This window comes from uncultured Sulfitobacter sp., from assembly GCF_947499945.1.
Lineage (GTDB): Bacteria > Pseudomonadota > Alphaproteobacteria > Rhodobacterales > Rhodobacteraceae > Sulfitobacter.
Window position 1 is genome coordinate 383,686 of record NZ_CANMQD010000001.1, and the last position, 23,882, is coordinate 407,567.

The following is a 23,882-nucleotide window of genomic DNA, read 5'->3' on the forward strand; positions in this document are numbered from 1 at the left end:
GATGACGCAGGAGGCAAAACGGCTCGGCTGGGTAGTCTGCGCCAACATCTCCGATCATCTGCGCAGCGGCCGTGAAAAAGGCCGCTTTTATCAAGGCACCCGTAAGTTCTCTGCCGGTACAAAAGTCTATCTGGGGGTGCCCTTCTGGGGCATGGGCGGCATTAACCTGCGGGTGGCGGGCCTGCACCGTATGTCGCGCAGTTGGACCACAAGCATCATCTCAAGCAGCGTTCTGGTCAACATCCGTCCCTATGGCATCTATTCTCCCCGGAAATGGGAAACCATTACTGACAATTACGCCACTCCCTTTGATGCAAAGGAAGATGCCCTCCATTTCATGGAGTATATTATCGACGCCTCCTACCGCGAGCGGCCGGAAAAGATACAACCTGTCACAGTCGAGAGGCCTTGGGGCTATTTCCAGACGGCACCCTACCGTCCTGCTCCATCTGCCCCGTCGAGGGGTGACATTGGCCTCATTACCCGCTCCGCTCAATACGCAAATAAAGTCCATATGGGCCACACACTGTGGCTTGGCACACACCATTCCTACATCAGCTACCTCAAGCAAACTACTGATATCGTGAAGAAAATAGATCCAGATCCAAGCGTTTTTTCAGCCGCTTGGTTACACGGAACGCTTACACGAACGGGGACTGGGTACAGGGAATTGGAAACACGTTTCGGCATGCGGGCTGCGGGACTTGTGCGCGAACTGACCTACCCCGAACAGTCCGATGGCAAGCCGCCGATGCAGGCTCAATTTAACTGCGCAAGTCTGAAGACTAATGCCGCTAGCCTGATTGATGCGGCAACACTCATCGTGACAACGCGCGAAATGCGCACCGACCCGCCAAATTGGCCGCGCGAGGGCACGCAGGCTTATCTAAACAACGCCACAAAAATCATCAAAAAGCTCGGCGTGGGAAGTACGCTGCGCCTGATGTTCGAAGAAGAGAAATTGGCGACGGGGCGTTTCTGGAAAACACTCCCGCCGCCACTCCCCGATTAAGGCTTAGGCCTCAGCCGCTACAGGCTTCTCAAGCAGCGTATAGGTCGCGATAACCGCATCCTGCACTTGTGCGCGTACCACACGGCCCTGCTCGTTACGCTTGCCGCGTGCGCCAACTGATTTCTTAATCACACGGCCGATTTGCTGGTTCAAGGAAACACGCGCACGGCTGGATTTGCCATCTTCGTCCATTTCCCCAAGTGCGGTTTCATATTGTGCTTTGAAGTTCGCATCTTTTTGCGCTTCTTTTACGACGGTTAAGATAAAATTCTCGTCGAACTTCCCTGCTTCATCGAGCTTTTTAGCCAATGCAACCGTGTGGTCAATCACGTGACGCTTCGCGGCAAGGCGCAGTGCCAGCGCGTCGTCCTTGGGTGCGGTGGCAATTACGTGGGTCTCGACCAGCTTTTGCATGTAGTGGGTCATATTCATGCCAGCGGCTTTTGCCTGTGCATCCATAAACTTGCGAACAGGCAATTCGAGCATGAACGTCACTGTAGAAGCCTTTTCAAGCTTCTCGAGGCGACGTGCACGGCCTCCTACTTTCTTATCGACCTTTGCCACTTTTGGGGCTTTGGCGGATTTTGTCTTTGTGATTTTTTCAATCTTTGTCATTTTTGTCTCCTACCTCAAAACATACTTGTAGTGTATGCGATGCAAGCCTACCCGTCAACATACTTGTTGTGTATGAATCGCGAGTGTGACCAAAACACAATTCCCCCCGAGTGCGATTTTTGGAACACCCATTCCAGCTAGCACCCCTAACTCGCGCAGATGTTCCTGACACGTGGCATGCCCTTGTCGCCTCTCCTGCAATCACGTAATCGTGCGCCTGAATTCAATGGGAGAAACGAATGTCACACGGCTTTGATACACTACAAATTCACGCAGGCGCACGCCCTGATCCGGCCACTGGCGCACGTCAGACGCCGATCTACCAGACAACAGGTTATGTGTTCCGCGATGCTGACCACGCCGCCGCACTCTTCAACCTGCAAGAAGTGGGCTTCATCTACTCCCGCCTGACCAACCCGACGGTTGCCGTGCTACAAGAGCGTATTGCGACCCTCGAAGGTGGTGTTGGCGCTGTGTGTTGTTCCTCTGGTCATGCAGCCCAGATCATGGCGCTGTTCCCGCTGATGTCACCCGGCAAAAACGTTGTTGCATCCACACGCCTTTATGGCGGCACAGTCACGCAATTTTCCCACACAATCAAACGCTTCGGCTGGGAAGTTAAATTTGTAGACTTCGATGATCTCGACGCTGTGAAAGCTGCGATTGACGACAACACCCGCGCGGTATTCGGCGAAGCCATCGCCAACCCGGGCGGCTATATTATGGACGTCCGTGCCATTGCCGACATCGCGGATGCAGCACAGCTCCCGCTCATCATCGACAACACGACCGCCACGCCGTACCTGTGCCGCCCGATCGAGCATGGTGCGACACTGGTCGTGCACTCCACCACCAAATACCTCACAGGCAACGGGACTGTTACAGGCGGCTGCATCGTGGACAGCGGCAATTTTGACTGGTCCGCCACCGATAAATTCCCATCGCTCAGTGCGCCTGAGCCTGCCTATCACGGCCTCAAATTCCACGAGACATTCGGCAATCTGGCTTTCACCTTCTTCGGCATCGCCGTCGGGCTGCGCGATCTGGGCATGACCATGAACCCCCAAGCGGCGCATTACACGCTGATGGGCACCGAGACGCTGAGCCTGCGGATGGACCGTCATGTCTCCAACGCAGAAAAGATCGCCGCTTGGCTCGAAGCGGATGACCGCATCGACTACGTCACCTATGCAGGCCTCGAATCATCCCCTTACTACGAGCGCAGCAAAACCGTCTGCCCCAAGGGCGCTGGTGGCCTCTTCACCTTTGCAGTCAAAGGCGGATACGACGCCTGCGTCAAGCTGGTGAACGCATTGGAAGTCTTTAGCCACGTGGCAAACCTCGGCGACACGCGCTCTCTCATCATCCATTCCGCCTCAACCACCCACCGTCAGTTGACGCCTGAGCAGCAGGATGCCGCAGGCGCCGGAGCCAGTGTAGTACGCGTTTCCATCGGTACCGAGGACGCAAATGACCTGATCGCCGATCTGGATCAGGCGCTGACACAGGCCACAGCGTAACCAAACAGCACCCGTGCGCGATCCCTTTCGCGCACGGGCCATCCGCGATGCTTCGCCGAAAACCGTGCGCGGACCTTTTCTTGGGACCCACACTGCGTTAATCTGTAGTGATACGAAGTTGTTGGTTAACCAAGCCCATGTTAAAGGCCGCCCATGAAGCCTAATTTTGCACTCTCATTGTCTTTCGAAGGCATCAAACTGTTGCACCGCGCAGCAGGCGGTTGGCGTGAGGTCGGCGAAGTGCCGGTCACCGCCGCTGATCTTGGCGGGGAGTTGGCCATGCTGCGCAAGACCGCGGCCAGCCTTGAACCTGCGGGTGTGCGTACAAAGCTGCTTATTCCCGCAAGCCAGATTAAGTATCTCACGATTGATACTCCCGGCTTGTCCGAGGCAGCACGCCGCAAGGAAGCTGAAACAGCGCTGCACGATGCGACCCCCTATGAGGTGTCCGAGCTTGCCTACGACATCAGCGTAGAAGGCCCCAAAACACACGTAGCCGCCGTCGCGCGCGAGACTTTGGCTGAGGCAGAAGCCTTCGCAACCGAGCACCGCTTTCATCCCGTCAGTTTTGTCGCTGTGCCGGATGAGGCGCCCTATTTGGGCGAGCCGTTCTTTGGAATGACATCAGAGGCAGCAAAGCTGCTTGAAGCCGGTGAAACGGTAGAGCCTGATGGCATCGCTGTGGTCGTGGTTGGCGCAATTACGCCCGAGTTTGTACCGCCGCGCACAAAGCCCGAGTCCGAGCCCGAAAGTACACCAGCGCCCGCACCTGATCCCGTGCATGAGCCAAAGTCCGGAACTGAAACTGAGGCGAAAACCGAACAGCCAACAACCAAAGAAGAACCCGGCCTTGAAGAAGCAAAGGCGGAGCTTGCCCCCGTTGAAACAGCGCCCACACCAAAGGCTGCGCCAACGCCCGTACCAGAAAATGATCCGGCCCCGTCTAACGCAGCAAAGCCTATTGTAGGGCCGCCAGCGGACAAGACCGAAGAAGCAAAGCAAGCGGAAGCCCCTATAGACACGCAAGCTGTCCCAGAAAAGCCTGCGGCGGCCAAACCAGCGCAGAGCGGTGCGACACCCGACTCTGTCCCATCCGCACCGCTACCTACCGAAGAAAAGCCCGAAGCCAGCACTCCGCCGTCCCAACCAGAGCTGGAATTTGCACCTGCACCGGCGCCAAAAGCCCTGCCTGCGGCTGAGAAACCATCCGCTAAGGAACCTTCAGCACAGCCAGTAAAGCCAGCGCCAGAAGTTGAACAACCTGCTGTTGAAGCGCCTGAAGTAGTACCGCCTGTTTCATCAAAGGCACCAACGCCTGTTGCTGCTCCTGCTGCACCTCTAGAGAAAGCTGAAAATGCGCCAGACGCCGCGCGTGCGGCTTTACTTGCTGCTGCTGCCGCTTCTGGTCCGACGCAGCAGGCTTCTCGATCATCAGACGCGGCATCACGCCCGCTCACAGCAAATGCCCCCATTGCTGCCGCTCCCCCACCCGATACTGCGGCCACAACTGGGTTTGCCAGCCGCCGCAATGCCCCACCGTCGAACCCCGCTGCCAAACCCGTCGGCGGCGCCCAACGCATTGCAGTGCGCACGCCAACACCAGACAGCAGCTCACTGACAAAACCAGCCGCCGTCGTGGCATCAACGGCTGCTGCCGCTGCGCCTGTTGCTGCGGCAGCTCGTTCAATCGGGGGATTTCTGAGCCGCCGTAAACCACGCACAGGGCCCGCCGCACCACTGCCCGCACCCACAAGCGCTGCACCCGCTGTTGGCACCGAAGCAGAGCGGATGACTGTATTTGGGGCCCGCAACGGCCAAGTCGGCGGCAAGCCGCGCTTTCTCGGCCTGATTATGACAGTGATTTTGCTCGTCTTTCTAGCTGGTGTAGCCGCGTGGGCCGCAGTTTTTCTTGACGATGGCATCGCAAGCCTGATCAAAAAGGATAAGACCCGCGCGACTGCCTCTGCGCCTGAAAACCAGATAAACCCCGAGGTTATTCGGACCCCCGACGGCATTGATCCCGCCCAAACCGACACCACCGCAGATGTGCAGATTGCAGCGCTCGATCCTGTACTCTCGGCTGAAGAGACTGCTGTGGTTGATGCCGCGCAAAACCCTCGCCCAGATCCGCAGGTCCCTGTAATCACCGAGGCAGAGGCCGCAGCACGCTATGCTGTGACCGGCATTTGGCCCCTTGCACCTACGACACCGCTGTCTGACCCTGACACCGTCGACGCGCCCGTTTACCGCAGTGGTATCGACCCTGTCAGTGGTGCCGCCGATGCCTTCGCCCTCCCAGCACCGCAAGAGATCGATACAGGCGTGCAATTGGCCGCTGCCATTTCGCCACCGCCCTTCGGTCAGCGCACTGCAAAGGATGCAGCAGGCCTCATCATTCCCACCCCCACCGGCGTCGTCACGCCCGAAGGTTACACGCTCTTCTCGGCCAGCCCTCCACTGAAACCACCCGCCACTCTGGCCCGTTTCGCAGCCCAGCCCACTGTCACTGCACCCCAAGCGACTTCGGCACTTGCCGCGCTGCGCCCACAGAACCGCCCTCTCGGCCTGTCCGAACGTTCGGAGCGTGCGCAGCTTGGTGGTGTAAGCCGAGGTGAGTTGGCCGCCTTCCGCCCCGCACTTCGCCCTCGCTCCATTCAAGAACGTGCAAAGGAAGCTGACGAAGACGCCCTAAAAGCGGCCGAACAAGATGAAGCCCGCGCAAAAGCCGCTGCTGAATCAGCCGCTGCGGCCGCGGCTGCCGCACTTTTGGTCCCAACAACTCCAACAGCACCCGCTGCGGCTCCGACACCTGCACCGATCGTTGCCACACGCTTTGCCACAGCGCAGTCCAAGCGGCCCGATACCCGCCCGCGCAATTTCTCCCGCATTGTGAAACGCGCCCAACGCGCAGCGCCCAAGCAAGAAACGCGTGTTGCCGCAGCAGCATCCGTAGCGCCGCGTACTGTCAAGCCCAGCTTGCCCTCAAAGGCCTCCGTTGCGCGTAGTGCGACAGTTAAAAATGCTATCAACCTGCGCAAGGTCAATCTGATCGGAATCTACGGCAAACCGTCCAGCCGCCGCGCGCTGGTCCGGCTAGGTAATGGCCGCTATCAAAAAGTAAAAGTGGGTGACCGTATCGACGGAGGCCGCGTTGCATCTATCAGCAACTCTGAATTGCGCTATTCAAAAAGTGGCCGCAACGTTGTGCTGAAGATGCCTTAACCTGCTGCGTCCAGAAAAAGATACTTAGGACTTCAGAATAAAAGAAATGCGCGGGGCATCGCCCCGCGCTCGTTCATATCAACCATAATTTTCCTGTGCTTAAGTCGCACTTAGCTCGCCGCTATCGATCTGCTCTTGCTCAATGCTCTCGAACAGCGCCTTGAAGTTGCCCTCACCAAACCCGTCGTCGCCTTTGCGCTCGATAAACTCAAAAAAGATCGGGCCGATCACCGTTTTTGAGAAAATCTGGAGCAAGATGCGCGTTTCGGGACCTTCTTGACCGTCAACTTCCACAACCCCCTCACCGTCGATCAGGATACCGTGCTTTTTCATCCGCTCGATCGGCTCGGCGTGGCCAACAACCCGCGTTTTGCTCAACTCGTAGTATGCTTCTGGTGGCGGTGGCATAAACTTCAAACCGTTTTCGGCAATCGCATCCGTGGCGTCATATATGTTGCGGGCGCCCACAGCGATGTGCTGTATCCCTTCCCCGTTGTACTTCTTGAGATATGCTACAATCTGCCCTGTTTCGCCACGGTCTTCATTGAGCGGGATGCGGATGCGCCCACACGGCGAGGTCAACGCACGGCTGAACAGCCCCGTGAACTTCCCTGCAATATCAAAGAACCGGATTTCGCGAAAATTGAACAAATCTCCGTAGAATTTGAACCACTTGTCCATGTTTCCCTTAAATACATTGTGGGTGAGATGATCGAGATAATAAAACCCGACCCCCTCAGGCTTGGACTGCGCAATCCAATCGTATTCCCAGTTATAGGGCGAAGTATCGTAATACTGGTCGACAAAATACAACAGTGACCCGCCAATCCCCATAATCGCAGGCACATCCAGCACCTTGCCATCGCCAGTATATTCCTCGGCACCTTGTGCTACCGCATGGGCCAGCGCCTTTTGCGCATCCACCACACGCCACCCCATCGAGGGCGCACAAGGCCCATGGATCTCCACAAATTTCGCGGCAAAGCTACCCGCATCATAGTTCAGCACATAGGTAATATCACCCTGCTGCCACAGTTCGATCGACTTGGTTTTGTGATTGGCGACATGTGCATAGCCCATCTTGCGAAACACCTCCCGCAGTTCGTCGGGGTTAGGTGACGCATACTCGACGAATTCGAACCCGTCGGTGCCGGCAGGGTTTTCAGGCGTAATCGTGGATTTTGGTGCATCGTGCGGGAACGGACCCATGGCGTACCTCCTGTTTGGCGCTATTTGTGCAAGTATACCGCCATAAACATACAAAATTTGCGCATAATGCAGCACGAATATGGATACTTCCGCGAAGAAGCCGCATACTAATAGGCAAAAGCGCGAAAGAGACGCATCATGCTAGACGACACCGACAAACAACTGCTCGACGCCTTGCAAGAGGATGCGCACCTGACTGCCCATCAATTAGCCGAGACGCTCAATCTTTCCCCCTCCCAAATCGGGCGCCGGCGACAAAAGCTCGAAGCAGAAGGCGTGATCCGCAAATACACCGCCCAACTTGAGCCGCGCAAATTAGGATTGGCCGTGCAAGGTTTCGTTCAGGTCCATCTTGGCACCCATGGCCCCGAGCATTCCATGAGTTTTGCGCGCCTTGTTGCCAATCGTGCCGAGATTGTGAGCGCTTGGACCATGACAGGGGATGCGGATTATTTACTGCGGGTCTATTGTGAAGATCTACCCGCCCTCAACAGGCTGATTCACGAAGTGCTGCTGCCGCACAAGGCTGTGGCTCGCGTTCACAGTCAAATCGTCATGGACCAGCTTAAACGCGACGGCCCGCTACCTACCTAAAAAGGACGTCCATGGAAGGTTTTCTGTTTCAAGCCACGATCTATCTCGCTGCCGCTGTGATTGCGGTACCCATCGCGGCACGTCTTGGGCTCGGCTCTGTGCTGGGCTATCTCGCCGCGGGTATTTTGATCGGCCCCGTTCTGGGCCTTGTCGGTGCCGAGACCAAGGATCTCCAGCATTTTGCCGAATTCGGCGTGGTGATGATGCTGTTCCTGATCGGGCTAGAGCTTGAGCCAAAAGCGCTGTGGGACATGCGTCATAAATTGCTGGGCCTAGGCGGGCTACAGGTCGGGCTAAGCACTTTGGCAATCATGGGCATCGCCATGCTCTATGACCAACCTTGGGGCGTATCGCTTGCCATTGGCCTGACGCTCTCGCTCAGCTCCACCGCGATTGTGCTTCAAACGCTGACGGAAAAAGGATTGATGCAAACGGCAGGTGGACGGTCGGTCTTTTCGGTCCTTCTCGCACAAGATATCGCTGTCATCCCCATGCTGGCCTTCTTGCCACTCATCGCGGTCACACTGCCCACCGCAATGGTCTCCCCTGATGGCTCCATCACCGTTGATACGGCAAAAGACGCAGGTCACGGCGCGGGACACGGTGATTCCCCTGCGGATGCAGCATTCACCTTTATCGACAGCTTACCTGCGTGGGGTGTGACCCTTGTTACAATTGGCGCTATTGCTGGCATCATTATTATGGGCGTATTTTTTACGCGACCCGTGTTTCGCTATATTCACTCCGCCAAACTGCGCGAAATGTATACCGCACTGGCCCTGCTGATTGTAGTCGGTATCTCGTTCACCATGATGCTCGTAGGTCTGTCCCCTGCCCTTGGTGCATTCCTCGCTGGCGTTGTGCTTGCGAGCTCCGAATTCCGCCATGAGCTTGAAACTGACCTTGAACCATTCAAGGGTCTGCTGCTGGGGCTGTTCTTTATCACCGTTGGCGCAGGCATAAACTTTGAGCTTCTAGCCTCTGATTTTGTCATTATCATCGGCATGGCGCTGTTGGTCATTATGGTCAAAGGGCTGATCCTCTTCATCCTTGGCCGCATGTTCAAACTGCGTGGACGCGATCAATGGCTCTTTGCCCTCGGGCTGGCCCAGGCAGGCGAATTCGGCTTTGTCCTCGTGAGCTTTTCTGTCGCGACAGGCGTCATGCCAGACGGTGTTGCCGAGACGCTGCTGCTGGTCATTGCGCTCACAATGCTAATCACGCCGCTGCTGTTTATTCTGCACGACATCATCTCGAAACGAAGCGTCGACGCCCATACCCGCCCGCCAGATGACGAGATTGACGAAGAGGGTCCCGTTATCATCGCGGGCATCGGCCGCTTCGGACAAGTTGTAAATCGCCTTGTCCAAGCGTCAGGGTTCGAGACTGTTGTATTGGATCACAATCCCGAAACCATCGCTGTCATGCGCCGCTTTGGCTTCAAGGCGTTTCTGGGCGACCCCACCCGCGCCGATGTCCTGCGCAAGGCAGGGCTGGCCGATGCGCGTGTGTTGGTTGTGGCCCTCGACAACCGCAAATCAGCCCGTGCGCTAGTGGCCTATGCCCGCGCCCAGCGGCCCGACTTGCACATCATCGCCCGCGCCCATGACCGAACCGATGTTTACCATCTCTATCAGGCAGGGGCGAATGACATCGTCCGCGAAATGTTCGACAGCTCCCTGCGTGCAGGGCGTTACGCGCTCGAAAACCTCGGCCTGTCCGAATATGAGGCGGCGGAGGCACAGCGCATCTTCTATCACCATGACCGTATGTCTGTGCGCGAACTGGCAAGCCTCTGGCGCCCTGATGTGGCACCGGGCGACAATGCCGAATACGTAAAACGCGCCAAAGAGCTTGAGAAAGATCTGGAAACGGCATTCCTCAACCGCGCCGACGAAGACGACGAGAAACGCGCCTAGCCTGTGCTAACACCTGCTTCGGTAAAGGTGGCCATGCCGCTGTGACACTCGAGGGCTGCTTTGACGATGGAGATCGCCAACGCCCCGCCGGAAGCCTCGCCCAACCGCAGGCCAAGCGACAGCAGTGGCTCCTTGCCCAAGGACTCAAGCAAGCGGCCATGCGCGCCCTCGGAGCTCAAATGCCCCGCCACACAGTGGTCCAACGCCCCTTTGCGCGTATGCTCAAGACACATCGCCGCCGCCGTACAGATGAACCCGTCAAGGATCACAGGGATGCGCAGGCTGCGCGCCCGTGCAATGGCTCCCACCATCGCAGCCAACTCACGGCCGCCCAAACGGCGCAGCGTCTCAAGGCCGTCACCCTGCCCTTTGTGCAGCGTCAGACCTTCGGAGACCACTCGTGTTTTATTAACAAGCCCTGCATCATCCACACCTGTCCCACGCCCCGTCCAGTCAGCGGCATCACCGCCGAGCAGCGCCGCAGCAAGGGCCGCCGCTGGTGTTGTATTGCCAATGCCCATCTCACCCACCACCAGCAGGTCTGAATCCCCGCCCACAGCGTTCCAGCCTGCGTTTAAGGCGGCTACAACATCCACTTCCGACATGGCGGGCCCTTTGGTGAAGTCGCCTGTCGGGCGGTCAAGCTCAAGCGCATGAACGTCCAGATGCGCACCTGCCGCGCGCGCCAACTGGTTGATCGCGGCACCACCATGTTGAAAATTCATCACCATCTGCTCGGTCACTTCAGACGGAAAGGCCGAGACGCCCTGCGCCGCAACACCGTGATTAGCAGCAAATACAATGATCTGCGGGGATGTGATCTTGGGCTGCGGGTTCCCGCGCCAGCCTGAGTACCACTGCGCAATATATTCCAAACGGCCCAACGCACCGGGGGGTTTGGTCAGTTGGCTGTTGCGCTCTGCCGCGCCCTCACGCGCCGCCATATCCAAATCCGGCAGTGCCACGAGGGCGGTACGGAACTCGTCCAGATCAAAAAACTCTACCATCGTGATAACCCTCATTGCCAGACTGTCTCTGCCTGTTTACCCAATGAGGCGCAGCTCACAAGCGTTGAAAAGGCACGTTCATGGATAAAAGCGACCCCCTTCGCCAGCTTTGGCTGGCCGCCGTGCTGCTAACGCGTCTGCCACTGCCCCATCTGCCACAGAATGCCTTTTCTCAAGGGCCGCATGCGGTCTGGGCCTATCCGCTGGTCGGCGTCCTTGTGGGCACTCTGGGTGCGGTTGCGGGACAGATTTCCCTCTGGCTCGGCCTGCCCGAATTCGGCGCAGCATCCCTTGCCCTTGGCGTAATGCTGCTGGTGACAGGAGCCATGCACGAAGACGGTCTGGCCGATACATTTGACGGGCTCTGGGGCAGCTTCACGCCCGAGCGGCGCTTGGAAATCATGCGAGACAGCCAGATCGGCACCTATGGCGTGCTCGCACTGATCGTCACATCCATGGCCAAGATCAGCGCACTGGCCGCGCTGTTGGGGGACACAGGACTGACAGTGATCGCAGCAGCCGCCCTGTCCCGCGCCATGATGCCTGCGCTTATGCACACCCTGCCCCATGCCCGCAGCGACGGCCTGTCACACAGCGTTGGACGCCCGCCGCTTAAAGCCACTCTTCTCGGGCTGGGCATTGCCGTTGCCGTCACACTCGCCTGTCTCGGCATCACGGCAATGGCGGCAGTCATAGCCGCAGTGGTCTGCACCTTTGCCATGGCGCTACTGGCAGAACGCAAAATCGGCGGCCAAACAGGAGACGTACTTGGTGCTGCGCAAAACCTGTCCGAAACGGCAATCCTGCTAATCTGCGCCGCTCTTCTCTGACATAGAAAAACCGCGCCTGACCTGTGTCAGACGCGGCTTCATACCATTCGTCGCCTTGAGCCTTAGGCCGCTGGTGCGATACGGCTCTGCAGGACATCGCCAATCTGCTTGGCTGCGCCCAACTCGTCACCACTTGAAACTGCCGCAACTTCACGGGTCAACCGCTCAAGGGCTGCTTCATACAACTGGCGCTCGGAGTAGGACTGCTCACGTTGGTCATCCGTGCGGTGCAAGTCACGCACCACTTCAGCAATCGCGATCAGATCGCCGGAGTTGATCTTTTGCTCGTATTCCTGTGCACGGCGCGACCACATGGCCCGCTTTACCTTTGCTTTGCCTTTGAGCGTCTTCATCGCCTTTTCGATCACATCAGGCGAGCTGAGCGCGCGCATGCCAATTTCAGTCGCTTTATGGGTCGGCACCCGCAGGGTCATCTTGTCTTTCTCAAATGCGATCACAAATAGCTCAAGGGTGATCCCTGCAACTTCCTGCTCTTCAACCGAGACGATCTGGCCTACGCCATGCGCAGGGTAGACAACAAACTCATTGGGGCGGAAATCAAGTTTTTTCGATTTGGTCATACTCTTCAAGCTCCTAAAACTGCCCTACATCTTAGAAGTAAGGCACAGCAAACACGACCCGCCTCAGGCAAATCGCCCGCGGAATCCGTGTTCAAGATTGGGTGGTCAGATGCGCCGTGACAGGGCGGCGTCTTTGTGTGTGAAATAGCGTATCATTAAATCCATTATACCACAAAAAAGCCCCCCCTTAAAGGGAGGGCGAAACCTAACAAATTATGGCGATGCGGCACGATGCGCCCGGATCACGCGAATCGCGTGAAAGATCTCAGCCCCCCTCGCCAGGGTTCTCTGAAAACAGATCGATCTTACCTTCTTTGCCATCCATTTCCTCTGCCGTCGGCAGCGGATCTTTCTTTGTGATGATGACAGGCCAGAGGATCGAATACTTGCGATTGAACTCGACCCATTTTTCCATGTCCGGCTCGGTGTCGGGGCGGATGGCGTCGGCAGGACACTCAGGCTCACACACACCACAGTCGATGCACTCGTCAGGGTGGATCACCAGCATGTTCTCCCCCTCATAGAAACAATCCACAGGGCAAACCTCGACACAGTCGGTGTACTTGCAGGCGATACAGGCGTCGTTCACGATATAGGTCATAGGGAGATGTCTCTGTCAGATTTGGTTGACACGTAGCTAGAACAGCAGCGCCGATCATTCAAGATGGCGTGCCTTAGAAAGATCAAGCTGGCGGCGGTCCCGCTTGGTCGGGCGGCCTTTGCCGTCAAAGGCTGGATTTGCCGTTATCAGGTCCTTTGGCGCGCGCTCGGGCGGGGAGAGGTCTGTATATAGGGCCTGTGCCTCAGGAGCGGGCCCGCGCCGCTCCCCCAAAGCGTCGATTTGGATCACGCGAATATGATCGTCTTTGGGGAAGGTCAGCACGTCACCGGGCGTAATTGTCGCACTGCGCTTGTAGGCCAGCATGCCGTTGATACGCACGTTGCCTCCGCCGACGATACTCGCCGCCAGAGTGCGTGTTTTAAAGAACCGCGCGTACCACAGCCATTTGTCCAGGCGCAGTTTCTCCGCAGGTTGATCGCTCACTTGTCGTTCTTGAGGCCCATAAGAGCGGCCGCAAACGGGTTGTCAGGATCAATTTTCTTCTCGGGCTTTGGCGGACGGGCCGAAAAGTTCTGGCTCTTGTTACCTTTGTCCCCATCACGCTGACCTTTTTTGCCACGCGGGTTGGGCTTGCCCTTGCCTTTGGGACGATCACCACCCGCAGGCTGTTGCCGACGTGCAGGACGCGCCCATGTGAAGGTATAAAATGTTTCCATCTCCACAGGAGCAATCGCTGCGTCTGCAGCCTCACCGATCGGCGTTTCAGTCTCGGAGACTTCTGCGATCGGGGCTTCTTCGGTCGGCACCGCCGCTTCGTCGGTCACAGCACCCGCAACAGGTGTTTCACCCGCATCCATCACGGGCGTATCCGCAGGCACTTCAGTCGCAGGCGGCACCACTTCCATCACGGCCTTCACCTTCGGACGCTCGCCTGCTTCGGCTTTGTAACCCAAGCCGCGCATGAGATCAGCAAACTGTTCCAGCGTTGTGCCAGAGATCGACAGCATATCGGCCTTCGCCTCAAACCCGCCGCGCGAATCTTCGCCGCGCAGCATATCCGCCAGACGCTCCAACATATCAATGCGGATCGCGCGTGTACCTGCATTTCTGTAGCCCGACATAGTGTCCGACCCAGTCGGTGCGCTGGCATCCACAGGAATCGTTACCAAACCCGGAGGGGGCGATTCGGGGAACTCGGAGAGGCCCTTGGTCAGCGACCACAGCACCAGACGCAGGCGCGTCGGCGCAGGCTTCAAGAGCAGTGGCATGAAGATCGTGAACTGGCCAAACCGTATGCCATGCTTGCGCAGCGCCCCTCGTGCGTCCTGATCCAGTGACTTCACTTCCTCGGCCAGATCGGCACGCGGCAGCACGCCAAAACCCTCGACCATGCGGAAAGCAAAGCCACGGGCAAGACCCGTCAACGCCTCGTCATTCTTCAGTGCGACGAGCGGTTCAAAAAGGCTCGCAACCTTGCGATCGATGAAGTGTTGAAGGCGGCGCTGAACCTTTTGCGCCACGTCCGGACCTGCCACATCGTCCACAAATACTTCGACTTGCGGCTTGAGACCGTCAGATCCCGCAACAAGCTTACCCACCGCAGAGCTGCCCCACATCAGGCCACCCTGCTCGGTGAAATCAATCTCTGTATCGGGCGCATTGTAAAAACGATCCGCACGCAAATGGAACTGCGGGGCCAGCGCTTGGAGCGCCGCCGTCTTGATCGTTTTATTTTCTGCCGTGCCGGCCCCTTTGTCAGCGCGGAAACGGAAACCGTCCAGCTTGCCTACAAATTCGCCTTCAACGGTTACTTCACCAGTCTCGTTATTTACTTCGGCCACCATGGCTTCCTTCTGTCCTAGCCGCCGCAACAAAACTGATGTCCGCCGGTCTACAAATCTTTGGGTCAGGCGTTCGTGTAACGCATCTGACAGTCTGTCTTCTACGACACGCGCCTCCCCGCGCCAATGGGTTTCGTCATTTGTCCAACCTTTGCGCTGGGTCACATATGTCCACGTGCGGATAAACGCCAATCGCTTGGACAACGCATCGATGTCCCCATCGGTTCGGTCGATGCGCTTTATTTGTCGTGCGAGCCAGTCGTCGGGAATGCTGCCGCGCTGGTGCAGGTGGTTGTAAATATGCTCCAACAGATTGGCATGCTCTGCATGACTGATGGACCGAAAATCAGGGATGCGGCACACATCCCAAAGCAATTTAACCGAAGGTCCGTCTGTGCAGCGCGCAGCAATCTCCGCATCCTCACCCAAATATTTTAGCACCCGCAGGTCATCCGCTTCGCGTGCTTTGACCAGCCGCTCGTGATCTGGCCCCACTTCCAGCGACTTCACCAGCGCCGCGATGGTGCCAAACTGCAAATGCGGGTTACGCCAGTTGATCTTGTTCTGCGGGGTAAAGCGGTGATCCATTATCGCCTGCGCCACCCCTTCATCCAATGGATGCACATCGCCTGTGACGCCAAAGGTGCCGTTCTTCATTCCCCGCCCTGCACGTCCTGCGATCTGGGCCAACTCATTGGGGGCAAGGGGCCGCATGCGCCGCCCGTCAAACTTGGTCAAGCTGCTGAAGGCCACATGGTCCACGTCGAGGTTGAGGCCCATCCCGATGGCATCCGTTGCCACCAGATAATCAACCTCGCCATTTTGATACATATCAACCTGCGCATTGCGCGTGCGCGGGCTGAGCGAGCCCATAACAACGGCTGCACCGCCTTTCTGGCGGCGGATCAATTCGGCGATAGCGTATACATTTTCAACTGAAAATCCAACAATCGCACTGCGCGGGCGCATTCGGCTAATCTTTTTTTGCCCTGAATAGGTTAGTTCCGACATCCGCTCACGGCGCACGAACTGCGCTTCCGGCACCAGCTCTGCAATCGTGCCCCGCATGGTGTCGGACCCCATAAACAGCGTCTCGTGCAGGCCGCGCGAGCGCAACAAACGGTCTGTAAACACGTGCCCTCGCTCAGGATCGGCACAAAGCTGTATCTCGTCGATGGCCACAAAATCCGCCCCCATGCCGTCAGGCATCGCTTCCACGGTACAGACCCAATACTGCGTGCGCGGTGGCACAATCCGCTCTTCGCCCGTTACAAGCGCTACAACAGACGGCCCGCGTGCCGCAACGATGCGGTCGTACACTTCACGCGCCAAAAGACGCAGCGGCAGGCCAATAATCCCCGTCCGGTGCCCCAGCATCCGCTCAATCGCGTAGGTCGTTTTTCCGGTGTTGGTGGGGCCTAAAACGGCCACAACCCTGCCTTGCGTATTCACCGCAATTTCCTAACTTGGATTAGAGTGTACGCCCGATGCCTTCGGATTTCAGCTGCTCAAGCGCCTTTTCGGCGTTCTCGTGATGCGGGTTCAGTGCCAAAACACGGCGATAAAGTTCTGCGGCGCGGCGACTGTCGCCCAATTCCTCAAACAACACGCCAAGGCCGAAAATAGCGTTAAAATTATCAGGATTCAGCGCAAGAGCCGTCTCAAGATCATCCAGCGCGGGACCATACAGATCAGCACGGTAATAAGCAGTGGCCCTTGCATGGAACCCCTCGGCAAAATCCGGCGCGTGGTCTGTGAGAGCTGTCAAATGGTCAATCGCAACCGAAAACTCCCCTACCGCCAGCGCATCGCGCCCACGCTTGAGAAGCAGGTCCATCGCGGCAGAGCCCGACTTGGACCATTCCCGCTGGATGTTCCGCTCGGCCGCTTTCGCCTGTTCGGGCGGGGCGGTGCGCAAGGCTTCCAACAGCTCCGCAACCTGCGGGCTTTGCTCGGCATTTGCGGGGCCGCACAGCAACACAAGCACGCCAAGTGCCGTAACGGTATGTTTGAGGTTGACGATGTATCTGACCATAACAAAGGTGAATGTAACAGGTGGGGGGCTGAATTCCAGTGATGTCCGCCACCATTTGCCAAAAAAGGGCTAAATATAATGAGCGACATGATTAACGAAGCTGTAAAAGTACTGACTGCAAAGATGGATGGCGTTGAAATCGGCGGCACAGTCAAGTTCGAGATCGAAGGCGAAGGATGCGTTATGGTTAACGATACCGACGTCCACGCAGGCGACGAGGAAGCGGATGTGACGCTCACCGCCGATCCTGAAACATTCCAAGGCATCATGAGTGGTGACACAAACCCGACATCTGCCTTTATGACTGGTAAACTCAAAGTAGACGGTGACATGGGCATGGCGATGAAACTCGCTTCTGCACTGGCGTAACCGACACAAACCGATGACCCTTACGCCTGCGCCTTTGTTCACCGATATCCACCCCGGACCTGATCCGGCGCAGGCCTATTGGGCCGAGACATCTGACGGAAAACGGATACGGCTGGGCGTGTGGTCCATTGACGGTTCAAAAGGGACGGTGCTCATATTTCCGGGCCGCACTGAATACATTGAAAAATATGGCCCCGCCGCTGCCGAGTTCGCCGCGCGAGGCCTGTCATCCATAGCAATCGACTGGCGCGGTCAGGGTCTTGCCGACAGGATGCTGGATGATCCGCTGATCGGGCATGTCGACCATTTCCCCGACTATCAAAAAGACGTGGCCGCCCTAATGCGGGCCGCACGAAGCCTCAATTTGCCCCGCCCCTATTTCCTTGTGGCCCACTCCATGGGCGGTAGCATCGGCCTGCGTGCTGTAATGGAGGGGCTGGCCGTGCAGGCGGCGGCATTCTCCGCGCCCATGTGGGGCATCCACATCGCACCACACATGCGCCTGCCTGCAAAACTGCTCAGCACATGGATGCCAAAGTTCAATCAGGGTCACCGCCTGCCTGTTGGCACCACCAGCACTCCCTACCCGCTCACAGCGCCGTTTGAAGATAATATGCTGACGACGGACCCGGAAATGTACGACATGATGCGAGATCAGTTCATCGCCCATCCCGAGCTACAGCTCGGCGGACCAAGCTATGTCTGGCTCCGCGAAGCGCTGGCAGAGACAAAGCATCTGGCCCAGCGTGCGGCCCCCAACCTTATTTGCACCACCTTTGTAGGCACAAACGAGCGTATCGTGGATGTGCCGCGCATCTATGCCCGAATGAACGGTTGGAAGGGTGGCCAGTTACGAGAAGTCGAAGGCGGTGAACACGAGGTTTTGATGGAGATACCCGAACTCAGAACACCCATTTTTGACGAGATCGCACACCTCTTTCTTAACACCACCACAGGATAGACCTGCGACTAGGGCTGGCCCTGCCCGCTTTGTCGCCTAAGTTAAGCGGCATGAGCAAAACACCCGTCCTCACATTTAGCCCCGAAGGCATCTATTGCCCCGCTGGCGATTTCTACATCGATCCATGGCGGAGGGTGGACCGCGCACTTATCACCCACGGCCATGCAGACCACTCCCGCTGGGGCATGGGGTCTTATCTCGCAACCCACGATGCCCTGCCCGTAATGCGTCACCGCTTAGGCGACATCGTTGCCGAGGGTATCGCTTACGGCGAACAGCGCACCATCGGCGATGCCACCGTTTCCTTCCATCCCGCAGGCCACGTGCCTGGTTCCGCCCAGATCCGTGTCGAAGTCGATGGCGAAGTCTGGGTCGCCTCAGGTGATTATAAAGTCATCGACGACGGCGTGAGCACCCCGTTCGAGCCTGTCCGCTGCCACCACTTCATTACGGAAAGCACCTTTGGCCTGCCGGTCTTTCATTGGGAGCCCCAAGAGGTCGTCGCGCAGCAGATCAACGATTGGTGGCGCAACTGTATCGCCAACGGTAAAACCGCCATCCTCGGCGCCTATTCACTGGGAAAGGCACAGCGCCTCATCTCCATGCTCGACCCCTCCCTCGGTCCGATCCTGTGCCACACGGCAATTGAAAATACGAACGCTGTCATGCGCACCCAAGGCATCATTTTGCCCGACACGGTGCTGGCAAACAAAGACGTGAGCGCCAAGACCCACGCAGGCGCTATGGTAATCGCGCCACCCTCCGCTCTCGGCTCCGCATGGTCCAAAAAATTTGGCCCCCAAGAGAGCGGCTTCGCCTCAGGCTGGATGGCTATGCGCGGTGTTCGACGCCGCCGCGCAGGTGATCGGGGCTTTATCATCTCCGATCATGCCGATTGGGCGGGACTGCTTTGGGCAATCAAACAAACGGAAGCTGAAAATATATATGTTACACACGGTTATACTGATATCTTCGCGCGATACTTGAACGAGAATGGGTATCACGCCCAAGTCGTCCCAACCCAGTTCGAAGGCGAAAGCCTCGATCCTAAAGATGATAGTGGAGAAGCCGCATGAAAGCCTTTGCGGCCCTATTCACCGCCATTGATCAGAGCACTAAAACTACAATTAAAGTCAATGCCTTATCCGACTACTTTCAAGAAGCAGATGACATTGACAAACTCTGGACCATTGCGCTGTTTTCCGGTCGCCGCCCCAAGCGTGCTGTTACTACAACCAAATTACGGGAATGGGGAGCCGAAGTTGCAGGTGTCCCGCTCTGGCTCTTCGAGGAATGCTACCCCATCGTTGGCGATCTGGCAGAAACAATCGCCCTTGTCCTGCCCCCCAACCAGACGACTGACAACCGTTCCCTCTCCCAATGGATCACCGATCTGCGCGAGGTCTATAAAGCCGATGACGAGGCAAAGAAGGCGTTTGTGCTGGACGCTTGGGCGCGGCTCGGGGGCACGGAACGCTTCATCTTTAACAAGCTTATAACAGGCGGCATGCGCGTTGGCGTGAGCCAGAAACTGATGACCCGAGCATTGGCACGCGCCACGATGCGCGACGAATCCGAGCTCGCCCACCGCCTCATGGGCAACTGGCATCCTGACGATACCACATGGCACGCGCTGATTGAGGCTGAGGATGCGTCCGCCGATGCCTCGCGTCCTTATCCCTTCTATCTCGCCTATGCTATCGAAGGCGGGCCTGACGCTCTGGAAACGCCAGAAGACTGGCGTGCAGAATGGAAATGGGACGGCATCCGCGGTCAGCTTATCCTGCGCGGCGGTGAACACTTTGTGTGGTCGCGAGGCGAGGAGTTGATGACAGACCGTTTCCCGGAACTTGCCCGCGCTGTTGACTACCTCCCCGATGGCACTGTCCTCGACGGTGAACTCCTTGTCTGGCATGCGGGGGAGGAATACCCCGCCAGCTTCAACACCCTCCAGCCCCGCATTGGCCGCAAAACCGTGCCGAAAAAGTTGCTGACCGATGCACCTGTCGTCCTTCACGCCTACGACCTCATCGAATGGCAAGGCGCGGACATCCGCCATCTGCCATTCGCCGAACGCCGTGCCATGCTGGAGCAAGCCTGCAAGGACCTCGCCCCAGAAGCACCCGTCAAACTCTCCCCCCAGCTCCCCTTTAAAACACCCGCAGACCTGCACGCTTACCGCGACCGCGCCCGCGGGGCCCACGCCGAAGGTCTCATGCTCAAACGCGCAGACAGCCCCTACCTCGCTGGCCGCAAGAAAGGCGACTGGTGGAAATGGAAACTCGCGCCGCTCACCATTGATGCCGTGATGATCTATGCCCAAGCAGGCTCAGGTCGCCGCGCGAACCTCTTTACCGATTACACATTTGCAGTCCGTGACGGCGATGCCCTCGTCCCCTTCACAAAGGCCTACTCAGGCCTCACCGACAAGGAGTTCCGCCAGATTACCACATGGGTCCGCAAAAACACGCTCCAACGTTTTGGCCCCGTGCGGCAGGTCACCCCGCATCACGTATTCGAGATCGCATTCGAGGGCATCCAAGCCTCGCCGCGTCACAAATCCGGCGTGGCCCTGCGCTTCCCCCGAATGCTGCGCTGGCGCCACGATAAACCGCTATCAGAGGCCAATACACTGGACGATCTGAACGAGATGCTGCGGATATTCGGCTGACGCCTTGCCCCTCGTGCGACGCGCCCTTACCTATGCTCCAAACGATCAAAGGATTACCGATGTTTACCCTCCCTTTCCCCGTCCGCGACGCCAATGCCTCTGGTGGCAAACCCGACTTCGGCGACCTGCCCGAATGGAATCTCAACGACCTCTACACCGCCGAGGACGCCCCGGAGCTCAAGCGCGATCTGGACTGGCTGGAGCAATCCTGCGCCAGTTTCGCCGCTGACTATGAGGGCAAGCTGGGAGCCCTAGACGCCGCAGGCCTCTTGGAGTGCGTGTTGCGCAACGAGAAGATCAACCAGATCGCAGGGCGCATTATGTCCTACGCAGGTCTGCGCTACTACCAACTGACCACCGACTCGGGCCGCGCCAAATTCATGTCCGACATGCAAGAAGCAATCACTAACTTCACCACCCCGCTGGTCTTTTTCACGCTGGAACTGAACACACTAGAGGATGCCCACCTCGACGCCCTGCTGGGCCAAAACGCCGACCTCGCCCGCTACACCCCGATATTCGAGCGTATACGCGCGATGAAGCCCTACCAGCTTAGCGACGAGATGGAGAAATTCCTGCACGATATGGGCGTTGTCGGTGACGCCTGGGAGCGTCTGTTCGACGAGACAATCGCAGGCCTGCAATTCGACGTGAACGGGGAGACGCTCGGCATCGAGGGCACGCTGAACCTCATGACCGACCCCAACCGCGATAACCGCGAAGCGGGCGCGCGCGAGCTGGCCGATGTGTTTGGCGAAAACGTCAAAACATTTGCGCGTGTGCACAACACACAGGCCAAGGAAAAAGAAATCATGGACCGTTGGCGTGGCATGGAGACCGCGCAAACCGCCCGTCACCTGAGCAATCAGGTAGAGCCCGAAGTGGTTGAGGCCCTGCGCGACGCGGTGGTCAAAGCATATCCCAAACTCTCGCACCGCTATTATGCGCTGAAAAAGAAATGGCTTGGCCTCGACACTATGCAGGTCTGGGACCGCAATGCCCCCTTGCCGATGGAAGACCCCAAGATCGTCGATTGGCCCACAGCCGAAAAGATGGTCATGGACGCCTACTCCGCCTTTGATCCGCGTATGGGCGAGTTGGCAGAGCCTTTTTTCCGCAAAGGCTGGATCGACGCGGCCGTAAAACCCGGCAAAGCGCCTGGTGCCTTCGCCCACCCCACCGTTACGGATGTACATCCCTACGTCATGCTCAACTACCTAGGCAAACCCCGTGACGTGATGACCCTCGCGCATGAATTGGGCCACGGCGTGCACCAAGTTCTCGCCGCTGGTCAAGGCGAAATGCTCTCCTCCACCCCGCTGACACTGGCCGAAACCGCGTCGGTGTTTGGCGAAATGCTCACCTTCCGCAAAATGCTCGAAGGGGCCAAGACCACCTCCGAGCGTCGCATCCTGCTCGCGGGCAAAGTCGAGGACATGATCAACACCGTCGTGCGCCAGATCGCGTTCTACGATTTCGAATGCAAGCTCCACGCCGCCCGCCGCAAGGGCGAGCTGACCCCAGACGACATCAACGCGCTGTGGATGAGCGTCCAAGCCGAGAGCCTTGGGCCAGAGTTTGAGTTTATGGACGGATACGAAACCTTCTGGGCCTATATCCCGCACTTCATCCACTCGCCCTTCTACGTCTACGCCTACGCCTTTGGCGACGGCCTCGTGAACGCGCTCTATGCCGTTTACGCCGAAGGTCACGAGGGATTTGAGGAAAAGTACTTTGACATGCTCAAAGCAGGCGGCTCCAAGCACCACAAAGAACTGCTCGCCCCCTTCGGTCTTGACGCCTCTGATCCTGCGTTCTGGGACAAAGGGCTGAGTATGATTTCAGGCTTCATTGATGAATTGGAAGCCATGGAAGAATAAGCCTAAGCCTTACCTCTCTGGGGCCGAATGATCTGGAACGGGTGGCTCACATTACTGTGGCCGCCCACCAGATTGCCTTTTCCGGCATAGTGGCCGAGGCATTTAAGACTGTGGAAGCAAGCATCGATTTCCACGCGATCTTCGACGCCGACCACGCAATCGGCTTTTTCAGAATTGACAGGGGGGGGTATTCAAAGGCCTATCCCTGCGCATCAAAAAGCAGCCTTGGATTGCGCGCCTTTATAATTGACCGCGCGCTTCAGGGATGTGGCTATGCCTCTGGGGCCATCGCTTTGCTGCGTGGCTATTTGCCACTGCACTATAATGCTGATGCAGTCTTCCTCACTGTCAACATGTCCAATCCCGCCGCGGTTAAATGCTACCTCAACGGAGGCTTCGCCGACACCGGAGAGGTCTGGCCTCACGGTATGGCAGGACCACAGTACATCATGCGCCTGTCGTTAGCTTCCTGATCATATGGTCAAAAGACGGCGTAAAAACAGACTGTTGCCGATAAATCCTTTGACACGTTAACCATAGCAGGGCCACAGTCAGTCGCATACATATAACAATTAAGGCATTTACCGCATGATACGCACCCTTCTGATCGTGGGCCTGCTGGCCACCACTGGCGCTTCTGAAGCTTCCGCAAGGTCCCTTGTCGGAAAATGGGACTGTAATGGCCGTGACGGCAAGAACCTCGCGATCCGCATGCTGCTTGACTACCGTCAAAGCGGGCAGTTCTACCACCTCGCCAACATCGCCGTGGGGGATCGGCGCGGGCGTATTGACGGCTCGGTCGCCCTCAATGGTAAATGGTTCCGCAATCATAGCAAACTGAGCGAAACAGTGAAACACGCACGAGTACGGTCTCTCACGGCAAACGGGCAGGATATTTCCAAAACGCCAGTTGGCCGCCACATGACCAGAAGCCTGCCCAAACGGATGGTGTCAGGCAATCGCCCTGACGTGACAAACGTCCGTTTCCTCTCCAACAGCAAAGTCAAACTGACCAGTGGCCGCATGACTGCCACCTGCACAAAGCGCTAATCAG

At 57.6% G+C, this 23,882-nt stretch carries 21 protein-coding genes; 13 read left to right on the forward strand and 8 right to left on the reverse strand.

The features are described from left to right. Position 1: 1 nt before the first annotated feature. Positions 2-1,012 (forward strand): hypothetical protein, encoded by a 1,011-nt coding sequence (locus tag Q0775_RS01905; RefSeq protein ID WP_298857624.1) that lies wholly within the window; start codon positions 2-4, stop codon positions 1,010-1,012. 3 nt (positions 1,013-1,015) lie between these two features. Here Q0775_RS01905 and Q0775_RS01910 read toward each other — a convergent pair whose 3' ends face one another. After that, positions 1,016-1,627 carry a hypothetical protein gene (locus tag Q0775_RS01910; RefSeq protein ID WP_298857626.1) on the reverse strand — a complete coding sequence of 204 codons (612 nt, stop codon included), beginning with the start codon at positions 1,625-1,627 and terminating at the stop codon, positions 1,016-1,018. A gap of 239 nt (positions 1,628-1,866) precedes the next feature. Here Q0775_RS01910 and Q0775_RS01915 point away from each other — a divergent pair, with 239 nt between their 5' ends. After that, positions 1,867-3,147, forward strand: a complete 1,281-nt coding sequence (locus tag Q0775_RS01915; RefSeq protein ID WP_298857627.1) for an O-acetylhomoserine aminocarboxypropyltransferase/cysteine synthase family protein — start codon at positions 1,867-1,869, stop codon at positions 3,145-3,147. Between the two features lie 153 nt (positions 3,148-3,300). After that, a complete protein-coding gene (locus Q0775_RS01920) occupies positions 3,301-6,369 on the forward strand; it encodes a hypothetical protein (RefSeq protein WP_298857628.1) in 3,069 nt (1,022 codons plus the stop codon). Positions 6,370-6,468: 99 nt separating this feature from the next. Here the strand turns inward: Q0775_RS01920 and hppD are convergent, their stop codons facing one another. After that, the gene (gene hppD, locus Q0775_RS01925; protein WP_298857629.1) at positions 6,469-7,578 is read right to left on the reverse strand and encodes a 4-hydroxyphenylpyruvate dioxygenase; all 1,110 of its coding nucleotides are present in this window, start codon (positions 7,576-7,578) and stop codon (positions 6,469-6,471) included. Positions 7,579-7,716: 138 nt separating this feature from the next. On the opposite strand from hppD, the gene Q0775_RS01930 reads away from it, so the two are divergent. Next, positions 7,717-8,172: an Lrp/AsnC family transcriptional regulator gene (locus tag Q0775_RS01930; RefSeq protein WP_298857631.1), complete on the forward strand. Its 456-nt coding sequence runs from the start codon at positions 7,717-7,719 to the stop codon at positions 8,170-8,172. 11 nt (positions 8,173-8,183) lie between these two features. After that, positions 8,184-10,091: a cation:proton antiporter gene (locus Q0775_RS01935; protein WP_298857633.1), complete on the forward strand. Its 1,908-nt coding sequence runs from the start codon at positions 8,184-8,186 to the stop codon at positions 10,089-10,091. On the opposite strand, the gene cobT is transcribed toward Q0775_RS01935, so the two are convergent. Then, positions 10,088-11,098 (reverse strand): nicotinate-nucleotide--dimethylbenzimidazole phosphoribosyltransferase, encoded by a 1,011-nt coding sequence (gene cobT / locus Q0775_RS01940; protein ID WP_298857635.1) that lies wholly within the window; start codon positions 11,096-11,098, stop codon positions 10,088-10,090. The genes Q0775_RS01935 and cobT overlap by 4 nt on opposite strands. Before the next feature lie 80 nt (positions 11,099-11,178). Between cobT and cobS the strand changes: the two genes are divergently transcribed. After that, entirely contained in the window at positions 11,179-11,928 is a 750-nt protein-coding gene (gene cobS, locus Q0775_RS01945; protein WP_298857637.1) for an adenosylcobinamide-GDP ribazoletransferase, read from the forward strand. A gap of 62 nt (positions 11,929-11,990) precedes the next feature. Here the strand turns inward: cobS and Q0775_RS01950 are convergent, their stop codons facing one another. From Q0775_RS01950 to Q0775_RS01970, 5 genes are all read right to left on the reverse strand, one after another. Beyond that, the gene (locus tag Q0775_RS01950) at positions 11,991-12,509 is read right to left on the reverse strand and encodes a CarD family transcriptional regulator (protein ID WP_298857638.1); all 519 of its coding nucleotides are present in this window, start codon (positions 12,507-12,509) and stop codon (positions 11,991-11,993) included. Positions 12,510-12,774: 265 nt separating this feature from the next. Further along, entirely contained in the window at positions 12,775-13,110 is a 336-nt protein-coding gene (gene fdxA, locus Q0775_RS01955; RefSeq protein WP_298857640.1) for a ferredoxin FdxA, read from the reverse strand. Positions 13,111-13,164: 54 nt separating this feature from the next. After that, positions 13,165-13,554, reverse strand: coding sequence for an RNA-binding S4 domain-containing protein (locus tag Q0775_RS01960; protein WP_298857642.1), 390 nt, complete (start codon positions 13,552-13,554; stop codon positions 13,165-13,167). After that, on the reverse strand, positions 13,551-16,343 hold the full coding sequence (locus Q0775_RS01965; RefSeq protein ID WP_298859902.1) for a helicase-related protein: 2,793 nt from the start codon (positions 16,341-16,343) through the stop codon (positions 13,551-13,553). The genes Q0775_RS01960 and Q0775_RS01965 overlap by 4 nt, the downstream gene beginning before the upstream one ends. A gap of 40 nt (positions 16,344-16,383) precedes the next feature. After that, entirely contained in the window at positions 16,384-16,947 is a 564-nt protein-coding gene (locus Q0775_RS01970; protein ID WP_298857643.1) for a tetratricopeptide repeat protein, read from the reverse strand. 78 nt (positions 16,948-17,025) lie between these two features. Between Q0775_RS01970 and Q0775_RS01975 the strand changes: the two genes are divergently transcribed. The 7 genes from Q0775_RS01975 (at position 17,026) to Q0775_RS02005 (ending at position 23,878) form a co-directional block, all read left to right on the forward strand. Beyond that, a complete protein-coding gene (locus Q0775_RS01975; protein WP_298857644.1) occupies positions 17,026-17,316 on the forward strand; it encodes an SCP2 sterol-binding domain-containing protein in 291 nt (96 codons plus the stop codon). A 13-nt stretch (positions 17,317-17,329) separates the two neighbouring features. Continuing rightward, positions 17,330-18,277 (forward strand): alpha/beta hydrolase, encoded by a 948-nt coding sequence (locus tag Q0775_RS01980; RefSeq protein ID WP_298857646.1) that lies wholly within the window; start codon positions 17,330-17,332, stop codon positions 18,275-18,277. 50 nt (positions 18,278-18,327) lie between these two features. Further along, positions 18,328-19,353 carry a ligase-associated DNA damage response exonuclease gene (locus Q0775_RS01985; protein WP_298857648.1) on the forward strand — a complete coding sequence of 342 codons (1,026 nt, stop codon included), beginning with the start codon at positions 18,328-18,330 and terminating at the stop codon, positions 19,351-19,353. Beyond that, positions 19,350-20,948 carry an ATP-dependent DNA ligase gene (locus Q0775_RS01990; RefSeq protein ID WP_298857649.1) on the forward strand — a complete coding sequence of 533 codons (1,599 nt, stop codon included), beginning with the start codon at positions 19,350-19,352 and terminating at the stop codon, positions 20,946-20,948. The genes Q0775_RS01985 and Q0775_RS01990 overlap by 4 nt, the downstream gene beginning before the upstream one ends. A 59-nt stretch (positions 20,949-21,007) precedes the next feature. Continuing rightward, positions 21,008-22,828 (forward strand): M3 family oligoendopeptidase, encoded by a 1,821-nt coding sequence (locus Q0775_RS01995; protein WP_298857650.1) that lies wholly within the window; start codon positions 21,008-21,010, stop codon positions 22,826-22,828. A gap of 41 nt (positions 22,829-22,869) precedes the next feature. Further along, positions 22,870-23,301 carry a GNAT family N-acetyltransferase gene (locus tag Q0775_RS02000; RefSeq protein ID WP_298857651.1) on the forward strand — a complete coding sequence of 144 codons (432 nt, stop codon included), beginning with the start codon at positions 22,870-22,872 and terminating at the stop codon, positions 23,299-23,301. 115 nt (positions 23,302-23,416) lie between these two features. Next, complete coding sequence (locus tag Q0775_RS02005; RefSeq protein ID WP_298857652.1) at positions 23,417-23,878, forward strand: hypothetical protein; 462 nt, start codon at positions 23,417-23,419, stop codon at positions 23,876-23,878. The last annotated feature ends 4 nt before the right edge of the window (positions 23,879-23,882 follow it).